Source organism: Paenibacillus sp. F411 (assembly GCF_017582705.1).
Lineage (GTDB): Bacteria > Bacillota > Bacilli > Paenibacillales > Paenibacillaceae > Paenibacillus_AQ > Paenibacillus_AQ algicola.
Genome location: NZ_JAGFIP010000031.1, coordinates 1 through 8511, shown reverse-complemented (window position 1 = coordinate 8511; position 8511 = coordinate 1). Strand labels below are relative to the sequence as shown.

The window sequence follows — 8511 nt, the reverse complement described above, 5'->3', positions numbered from 1 at the left end:
CAAGGGCTGCTGGATGAATTAGACACAATAGAGCGGTTTGAAGCGCCTGGACACGGTCGAATCTTGGGCGAGGTAACGCAAAAACAGGCTGATTTATTTCGAGCACTGGGAGTAGAGCCTCCCTCGTTATAAATTCCGGGAACTTAGGATATAATTTCCACCACCATCAAATCGATAATGGACTTTTGAACCAGCTGTAAATTTAACGTCAGGTCTTACTTGCCTAATCATTCCATTATGGTCTAAAGTTTCATGCCATGTTCTTTTTAGACCTGTTGTAGGGTTCCATTCTCTAACTACTCTTCTCCCTGCCATTTCACCAGCTTTTGAAGCTGGGGTTATCTCACCATAGTATCTAATTCTTCCATCTGATAATTCTCTTACTCCAGCCTTACCATACTTTTCACTTTGTTGATAATGAGTTTTTAATTTATCAAATTGAGTAGAACTATGTGCAGGATTTCCTATACCCTATGTTGTAATCTTAAAAGCTAAAAATAAAAAAATCAGCCTTTTATAATCTTATTAAACTACTTCTTTCTCTTTTATTATCGGCAATTCATAGGCAGTTCTGTGCTTCATCATGCCATAGATAATGTTTACAAGCCTTCTCATAATGCAGACCAATGCTTGTCCTTTTGTTTTGCCTTCTTTCAGTTTTCGTTGGTAGTAAGCATAGAACACTGCGTTCCTTGGCAGTTTACTTCCTTTTGCTACTTGCACTTGCTGTACAGCTAGGTTATAAAATAAAGCGTGCAGCGCCCGATTTCCCTGTTTGCTTTTATGTTCCTTGCCTTTCCCACCAGAGCCAAAGAAAACAGGTGTAATCCCCGCAAATCGTGCTAATTTGTTGGCATTAGGAAAACGTCTTACATCACCTATCTCTGCAATTAATGCAGAGGCTGTCACAAGGTCAATGCCTGGCATGGAGTCCAGTTGAAAGTCTAGTAAACTCATTAACTGTTTTAATTCGCCTTCCACATAGTTCATTTCCTTCTTTTTAAACGAAATGTCTCGAACTATGCTTCTCACTAGAAAGTCTCGTGTTTCTTGGTGTTCTTTCGCTGTGTGTCCATCTTCTTTCATCAGCTTCAATATTTCATTCGCTTTTTTCACTGAACATGTATTGTTACTGGCTTCTAATAAAAAAGTGGTCAATTTCTTCACACTTACACCGTCTAAACTTGAAGGTGACGGGTATCGTTTCCAAAATGCCAATGCCGTTTTCCCATCTACTTCTGAGAAAAACTTTTTATAGCTCGGGTAATGATGGCTCAATTGAATATGCAGTTGGTTTTTTAAAGCACCTTGAGCTTTCACCAATGCATTTCTTCTAGTGACCAATTGTTGTATCGACCAAAATAAATCATGTGGTTTAGCGTCAGGCAATTGGCTAAGTTGTCTTACCAATATTCTAGCCACACATTCCGCATCCCAGCTATCACTTTTTTGTGTGGTCATATGGCTTTTTCGTTCAGCGTATGAAAGAGCTGGGTTTACTTCCTTTACAACCTGTCCATGGTCGGTTAAAAACTGTGCTAACGATCGCCCATAGCCTCCGACATCTTCTAAGCCAAACACAGGCGTCAATCCGTCTTCTATTAGTTTATCAATGTTCAATAAAAACGTGGAGAAGGCAGAGGGTTTATTTTCAAACTTTATTTCATCTAGTTTTTCTTGCCAACAATTAATAATCACTGCCACATGGTGCTGTTTATGCAAGTCTACACCCACATAAATGTGTTTCTGTTTTTCATGCATGGTTCATCCTCCTATTCAGTTGTCAATTATTGAATGAAAATGCCGGCAACCTTAGTTCGAGCGTTCACCATCCGGTGCGCATTGGTACGAAAGCCTATCCATTTTCATCGTTACATAGTAATTTATAAGAAAATGACTCCCTTTTTTAAGTAACCTTTTAAATTATTGCTTCATGTTTCCCATTTGCTTGTATTTGTCCGTATGTATAGATCCCTTGATAAAAACTTTCTCGGTCTAATATTCGCTTCACTTGTACTTTCGTAAATGCTTTCCCTTGTGTTGTTTGATATCCTTCATCATTTAATGCTTCTGCCAATCTAGACAGTGACCATTTCCAATGTAGCTGTTTAAGCTCAAACAACCGTTTTACTACTTCTGCATGACCGTTATGTATTTTTAGTTCTTTTTCACCCTTTCGTTTGGTATAGCCAAATGTCGCCCTTCCTCCTGCATATCCGCCTTCCTTTGCCTTTTTATTTCTCCCTTTTGTTAGCTTCAGCGCTATTTCAAGTCGTTGATATTGGTCTAATAACTCCATTAAGCCATTGACCAAAAAGTCGTTGGGGTCTTTCTTATGGATACTGTACATAGGTTGTTCAATACTTTTAATGTCACAACCATATTTCTTCAACTCTCGTTGTATCAGCACCTTCACAATATCTGACCGCCATAATCGGCTTGTGTTCAGCACCACCACATAATCAATTTGGACAGACGAAAGGTGAGCCAACATTTCTTGTAAGCCCACCCTATCAATTTCTAATGCTTCTTCATTCAGTTTTGCGCCACTAATTCCTTCATCTCTAAAAATATGAATCAAGTTTAAGCCTTGTTCTTCACAAAATGCTTTAATTTCATCTTCTTGATATTTCAAGCTATATCCATCTCTTGCTTGTCCTTGAGTTGAGACTCGTATATACCCAACAACGTTCAACTTTTCACCCTCCCGTTACATAAATTTTAATTTGTGTAACGCTTTTTAACGAATAGCGAGTATTATACGACCGTCTCTTGTAAAAATACAACCCAAAATTTATAAGCCAAAGCAGTATAAGAAACAGTCTTACACGTTACCCATTGTTATCGCCACGAGCTTTGTCATTCTCGTTAGTTTGTTAGCTATTCCATGTCATAAGTACCCCTGCCATGTAAAATGTCATTTCGCCTAATTCTCGTTATTGTTCAGTTCATCCAACTGTTAATACGATACTCCATGATGGTAGGACCATCATGAGCTCTCGATTCTCAAACAAATCATTGTTCGTTTTGTCACAGTCAAAATTTAAAAAAGGTTTGAAGAACATACCCCATAAATTTATTAGACTTACATTGGTAGCCAAATCAAAGGAAAAAGCGATAGAAAGATTATATCTATCTTGCTATCGCTTTCCTTATAAATATCTTTTAAGTGTTCTGTTGTCTATAGCTCAACATATTCAGCATAAACCGTCACATCTTTTTGCTTGTATCTTAACTCGCAAAATTCTGCTGGGTAAAACTCTTTTTCAACAAAACAAATTTTAAGACGTTCGATGACATATTCTATTTCATCTGAATCCATTGTTATTGTAATAGAATTATTCTGAAGTGAATTTATTGTATTAATATCTTCATTTCTTTTAACTTTCAAAATCCTATCCTTTTCAATTCTAATCACCGCTTCATCTGAATATAAAACTTCTGATAAAAGGGTAATTAGCTCTTCAATACCACTATCATCAAATAATATTTTAGCTGATATTTTACCTGTAATTTCAAACCTAATCATACTCCCCATCCTTTTACCGTAGTGGAACATGGATATTTTTAATTACTTCAAACTTATTCCCTTTAGGATTAAGAAATTCAAAGTGAACATGAGGAGTATTCGGTACTAATGGTCTACCAATACCATGGTTACCTAAATAATCATCGGGCTTTACTCTAAATTGTCTAGCTCCATCCAAACTTCTCCATTTTCCATCGCCGACTTTGACATAATCTTCACCAAGGAAAAGCTTTCTTTGATTTCCAATGTCAGCTTTGTCGATAGACCTTCTCCACTCCGTCACTTGTTCTGTTTTCTTTGTAAACTTATCCTTTGAAAATAGATTGGTGGACCTTGAACCTGATTGATATCCTTTTCTAACGCTACTAACAGTTTCACCCGTACCCTTAGGAATATCTAAAAATGCACTTTATGTAAGGGTGGCAGTTATTGAACCACCACCCATATTAGTTAACTAGCTATTGTTTCAGGTTGATCTGGCATGATATATGCCTTCTTATTTTTCATCATACCATAGATAATTCTGACTAACCTTCTCATAATACAGAGAAGGGCTTGTGACTTAGACTTCCCTTCACTTAGCTTACGGTTATAGTAAGCGTAAAAGACAGGGTTACGAGGTGTTTTACTCCCTTTACAGACCTGTACTTGTTGAACAGCTAGGTTGTAAAAGGTATCGTATAGCTTTCTATTGCCCTGTTTCGTTTTCTTCATCGTTTCTTTACCGCCCGAACCCATTCTGATAGGGGCTATCCCTGCATATCTTGCTAGTTTATCAGAGTTAGCGAAGCGGTGTATGTCACCAATCTCTGCAATTAAAGCGGATGAAGTAACGGTATCAATCCCTGGCATGGTTTCAAGCTGCATACCTAACGTCTGAATAGTGACCTTTAACTCTTTGTCTACCTTCTTGATTTCCTGCTTTTTAAAACGGATATCTCGCACTATACTTTGAATAATAAAGTCTCTAGATGTCTGATATTTACGCTTTACCTCTCCATCAGTTTGAACGAGCGATAGTATCTGTTCTGCTTTTCTAGTGGAACAAGCATTATTACTTGCTTCTAATAGGAACTTGCGTAAGTCCTCTATGGTTGCCCCCTCCAAATGTGAAGGTGAAGGATAGCTTTCCCAAAAGGCTAGTGCTGTTTTCCCATCCACTTCTGAAAAGAAATCCTTGTAGCTTGGATAATGATAGTTTAATTGCATATGAAGTTGATTTTTCAAAGCGGTTTGGGCTTTCACTAAAGCGTTTCTTCTTCCAACAAGTTGAGCGATTATCCAATGAATATCCGATGGTGCAGCGTCAGGTAAAAAAGGTAGCTTGCGAATTAAAACATCTGCGACACATTGAGCGTCCCAACTATCATGCTTTTGTGTCATCGCATAGCTGTTTCGTTCCGCATTGGATAAAGAAGAGTTAACGAATTTGACAATATAGCCTTGTCCAATCAGATACAACGCTAAATCTCGTCCATAACCACCCACATCTTCTAATCCAAATACAGGGGTCAAGTCTTCTGTAAGATACCTATTCACATATTCTAATAAACTAGGAAAAGCTATTGGTTTGTTTTGAATTGTCATTTCCCCTAGCTTTTCATGCCAACAATTCAATATCACCGCTGTATGTTGGAACTTGTGTAAATCTAACCCTATATAAATATGCCTATCTCGTTTCATCAGAAAACCTCACCCCTACTTTGGATTTAAACGATTAAAGCAAGACAGAGAATGTCGGCAACCTTAGGTCGAGCGTTAGTCTCCTAGAGACTCGCAAGGGTACGAAAGCCTATCCATCCTCTATCTGTTAACCGTTATAAAATGGCTTGATGTTTGCCAGTTACTGTTATTTCACCATAGCGGTATAACCCACTATAAAACGCTTTTCTATCCAAAATCCGTTTGATCTGGACTTTCGTAAACAATTTTCCTTGTTTCGTTCTGTGTCCTTCTGCATTCAGTTGTTCTGCAAGTTGTGTTAATGTCAATGAAGGATACTGTTCCTTTAGGTCAAAAACTCTTTGAACGGTTCTGGCTTGTCTGTCATCTATGACAAGCCTTTTCTTACCTCTCTCCACTTTGTAGCCTAATGCGACATTTCCTCCTGCATAACCGCCCTGTTGGGCTTTCTTGTTTCGCCCTCTCCCTAGCTTTAGTGAGATTTCTAATCGTTGATATTGGTCTAATAACTCCATTAAGCCATTAATTAAAAAATCGCTAGGGTCTTTCTTATGGATACTGTATTGCGGTTGTTCAATACTCCGAATGTCCACTCCATACTTTTTCAACTCTCGTTGAACTAACACTTTCACTATGTCTGACCGCCATAAACGGCTTGTATTCAGTGTGACAACATAATTCACCTCTTGGCGGGAGAGATACTCCAACATCTCCTGAAAGCCTAATCTGTCCACTTCTAACGCTTCCTCATCGACTTTAGCCCCACTAATACCCTCATCCTTAAACAAGCGTAAAAGCGTGTATCCTTGTGCCTGACAATATGCTTTGATTTCATCTTCTTGGTAAGCAAGGCTGTATCCATCCCTTGCTTGTCCTTGTGTCGAAACTCGAATATAACCGATAACATTCATGGCATTTCCCCCTCACCGTTACGCAAATCGAGATTAACGTAACGCTTAGCCGCTATATTTAATATAAATTCATTGTATGCGGCTTTAGCGATACAATCAACCCCTTTACCGATACAAATTTATTGTGTATCGTAAAAGTAACATGAAGAAGGGGAAGGGAAATACCATGCCAATTTCAATCAAACTCAAGGAAATCCTTAAAGAACGTGACCTTTCACAACGTGAATTGGCGCGAATGACAGGGCTTCGCCCTAATACAATAAGCCATCTTTGTTCAGACAATGTGGACAGGGTTTATCTATCAACATTAGAAACAGTATGCAAAGTGTTAGACATCGACATTCAGGAGTTAATTAAGGTGGAGTAGCCTCACGCTAGTAATCGTTCTATGTACGTAAAAGTTGCGAAAAATTTAAAAAGGGAGGGAGAAAACAAAGGTAGGGTATTAGAGGTTGAGAATGGTAGTATCTAATAATTTTCAGGTTATTTATTCGATTTGAATTTCATTATATAGGGTGTACGTTTTGAAGTGTTGTACGTACTATATTATTTGTTAAAACATCATATAGGGCTTACGATGATTATCCTTATTCTTTTAATAAAAATTGGTTTACTCGGCACTAGGTAGCCCCACCAAAAAAAAAGAAACCTTGAAAGGCAATTAGCCAATCAAGGTTTTTTGGTATTGATTAATCAAGAAGAAATTCGGGATATTCATTTTCTAATTTACTAATCATCTTCTTATCTTTGGTTAGGATGAAAAACATGTCACCATCTAAAATTCTTATTTCTAAATGCGATAAGGAATGTTGAATGGTATTAACCTCTGTAACTTCCACCTTTGGACGAAAGTTATAATCATAGGGGTAATTATTGAAAAAGCAAACAAATACCCCTCTCCTAATTGTTTGAGTATCGTCCAGAACTTCATAAAGAGTTGCTCCCTCTAAAAATACTATTTTTTCATTTTCAACTTTCTCCCCGAATTTCCATGCAATTTCTTTATTTTTATGGGTGCCAGAACCTGGATAGTCTCCAGAATATCTTGGTATAATATCTAAATCTCCTACCCCCCAATATATATTGTTTTGTTCTCTGGATATAACATTAATTAATCCCTTGATAAAATCACTGTTGTTATTCCCATCAGAATATTGAAATTTAATCATAATTTCACCTCTTTTACTTAAACGGTATGTTAGTATCCATACGGTGGTCAATCTTGTATCCACCTATTGGATATCTTTCATTCCATTGAACTTCATGCCAATGTGGAACACTATGGTTTGAAGGATACCCATGGTTTGTAAAGTCAACCCAACCTTTTTCTCTACCATAATCATCATAATACTTAGTTTGTTTAAGGTTACCAAATTCATCATACTTGTTGAGACTCTTAGTTCCTGGTTCAACAAACTTAGGAAGATTTTTTCCATATGCTTCATCTGGTAAGAAAGGTTCCTTAGCAAAATCATCAACTTTACCCTTACCCTTATTCTTCCCTGCCTGAATCGCATCCAGCCCCAGCGGGTCCACAAACGTCACCGGATTGCCGTTTACATACGCGAAGCGGTTCATGCTGAGCCCCAGGCTCACTTCTCCTCGCAGCACATCGCGGTTCATAAACCGCTTGATGTCCGGGTTATAGTATCGCGCGCGCATGGTGTTAAGGCCGTTGATGTCAGTCTGTACACCATCGCAGCCGTTGTAGGCGAACGGCTGGCGGGTCGTGCCCTCGTGCTTCACAAGTTCGCCGAATGCGCCATAGGTGTAGCGGTCGGTGACGTCGCCTTCTTCATCTGTGAGCCGTGTTGTACTGCCGCGCAGATCGTAATGGTAGCTTTGGTAGCGCCCGTCTGCGCTCTCGCGGCCAATCAGGCCGAGCCCGTAGACATAGGCGGCGCTCACTCTGCCGTCTCCAGCAGCAGCTGGCTGTACTCTGCATGCGGATTCACCACATAAAGAGTGGTCTGGCCCTTCACGTTCATCCATACGTAATACTGCCGGCCTGGTAAGAGAATCCTCCTAAGTCTAATTAGTTAAAAAGAACTAGAGGTTTTCCCCTAGTTCTTTTATTTCAACTTCATGATTTGATGAAATCTACGCAAACATCATGTAATTGGATATTTTCCTTCAAGGACTTTTTGCTTTCTTTTTCAATGATATCTAACTGGAGAGTATCTTTTGTGTAACCGTCAATAAGCTCCATTATGCTATATATAGTGTCATAAGTTACATCATACAATAGCCTCTCAGCATTTTCACAACTACTTTTACTCACAGCAGTCTGAACTACCTCTTCTTGAATTTCCTGTAGAGTATTGAAAAATAATTCTTGGCTAGGACTCAACTTTCTCATACAAGCCTCCCACTATAAATTAATGATTT

At 38.5% G+C, this 8511-nt stretch carries 10 protein-coding genes; 1 reads left to right on the top strand and 9 read right to left on the bottom strand.

Going from position 1 to position 8511, the window contains the following annotated elements:
• Positions 1–525: 525 nt before the first annotated feature.
• From JJQ72_RS19880 to JJQ72_RS19855, 6 genes are all read right to left on the bottom strand, one after another.
• Positions 526–1761 carry an IS110 family RNA-guided transposase gene (locus JJQ72_RS19880; RefSeq protein ID WP_208204746.1) on the bottom strand — a complete coding sequence of 412 codons (1236 nt, stop codon included), beginning with the start codon at positions 1759–1761 and terminating at the stop codon, positions 526–528.
• Between the two features lie 157 nt (positions 1762–1918).
• A complete protein-coding gene (locus JJQ72_RS19875; protein WP_208204745.1) occupies positions 1919–2695 on the bottom strand; it encodes a recombinase family protein in 777 nt (258 codons plus the stop codon).
• A gap of 486 nt (positions 2696–3181) precedes the next feature.
• On the bottom strand, positions 3182–3529 hold the full coding sequence (locus JJQ72_RS19870; protein WP_208204744.1) for a hypothetical protein: 348 nt from the start codon (positions 3527–3529) through the stop codon (positions 3182–3184).
• A gap of 13 nt (positions 3530–3542) precedes the next feature.
• The gene (locus JJQ72_RS19865) at positions 3543–3812 is read right to left on the bottom strand and encodes a hypothetical protein (protein ID WP_208204743.1); all 270 of its coding nucleotides are present in this window, start codon (positions 3810–3812) and stop codon (positions 3543–3545) included.
• Positions 3813–3979: 167 nt separating this feature from the next.
• On the bottom strand, positions 3980–5212 hold the full coding sequence (locus JJQ72_RS19860; protein ID WP_208204742.1) for an IS110 family RNA-guided transposase: 1233 nt from the start codon (positions 5210–5212) through the stop codon (positions 3980–3982).
• 134 nt (positions 5213–5346) lie between these two features.
• Positions 5347–6123 (bottom strand): recombinase family protein, encoded by a 777-nt coding sequence (locus JJQ72_RS19855; RefSeq protein WP_138224738.1) that lies wholly within the window; start codon positions 6121–6123, stop codon positions 5347–5349.
• Between the two features lie 166 nt (positions 6124–6289).
• Here JJQ72_RS19855 and JJQ72_RS19850 point away from each other — a divergent pair, with 166 nt between their 5' ends.
• Positions 6290–6490, top strand: a complete 201-nt coding sequence (locus JJQ72_RS19850) for a helix-turn-helix domain-containing protein (RefSeq protein WP_138224737.1) — start codon at positions 6290–6292, stop codon at positions 6488–6490.
• Positions 6491–6812: 322 nt separating this feature from the next.
• On the opposite strand, the gene JJQ72_RS19845 is transcribed toward JJQ72_RS19850, so the two are convergent.
• The 3 genes from JJQ72_RS19845 to JJQ72_RS19835 all read right to left on the bottom strand — a co-directional run bounded on the left by JJQ72_RS19845 (position 6813) and on the right by JJQ72_RS19835 (position 8482).
• The gene (locus JJQ72_RS19845) at positions 6813–7292 is read right to left on the bottom strand and encodes a hypothetical protein (protein WP_138224735.1); all 480 of its coding nucleotides are present in this window, start codon (positions 7290–7292) and stop codon (positions 6813–6815) included.
• A gap of 13 nt (positions 7293–7305) precedes the next feature.
• A complete protein-coding gene (locus tag JJQ72_RS19840) occupies positions 7306–8115 on the bottom strand; it encodes an RHS repeat domain-containing protein (RefSeq protein ID WP_243896294.1) in 810 nt (269 codons plus the stop codon).
• Positions 8116–8206: 91 nt separating this feature from the next.
• Positions 8207–8482: a hypothetical protein gene (locus JJQ72_RS19835; RefSeq protein WP_208204741.1), complete on the bottom strand. Its 276-nt coding sequence runs from the start codon at positions 8480–8482 to the stop codon at positions 8207–8209.
• Positions 8483–8511: the final 29 nt, after the last annotated feature.

What these genes read in the sequence shown, in the direction of transcription:
- JJQ72_RS19880 (WP_208204746.1), bottom strand. Translation starts at nt 1,761, where the DNA reads ATGCATGAAAAACAGAAACACATTTATGTGGGTGTAGACTTGCATAAA.
- JJQ72_RS19870 (WP_208204744.1), bottom strand. Translation starts at nt 3,529, where the DNA reads ATGATTAGGTTTGAAATTACAGGTAAAATATCAGCTAAAATATTATTT.
- JJQ72_RS19860 (WP_208204742.1), bottom strand. Translation starts at nt 5,212, where the DNA reads ATGAAACGAGATAGGCATATTTATATAGGGTTAGATTTACACAAGTTC.
- JJQ72_RS19855 (WP_138224738.1), bottom strand. Translation starts at nt 6,123, where the DNA reads ATGAATGTTATCGGTTATATTCGAGTTTCGACACAAGGACAAGCAAGG.
- JJQ72_RS19850 (WP_138224737.1), top strand. Translation starts at nt 6,290, where the DNA reads ATGCCAATTTCAATCAAACTCAAGGAAATCCTTAAAGAACGTGACCTT.
- JJQ72_RS19845 (WP_138224735.1), bottom strand. Translation starts at nt 7,292, where the DNA reads ATGATTAAATTTCAATATTCTGATGGGAATAACAACAGTGATTTTATC.
- JJQ72_RS19840 (WP_243896294.1), bottom strand. Translation starts at nt 8,115, where the DNA reads ATGGATGAACGTGAAGGGCCAGACCACTCTTTATGTGGTGAATCCGCA.
- JJQ72_RS19835 (WP_208204741.1), bottom strand. Translation starts at nt 8,482, where the DNA reads ATGAGAAAGTTGAGTCCTAGCCAAGAATTATTTTTCAATACTCTACAG.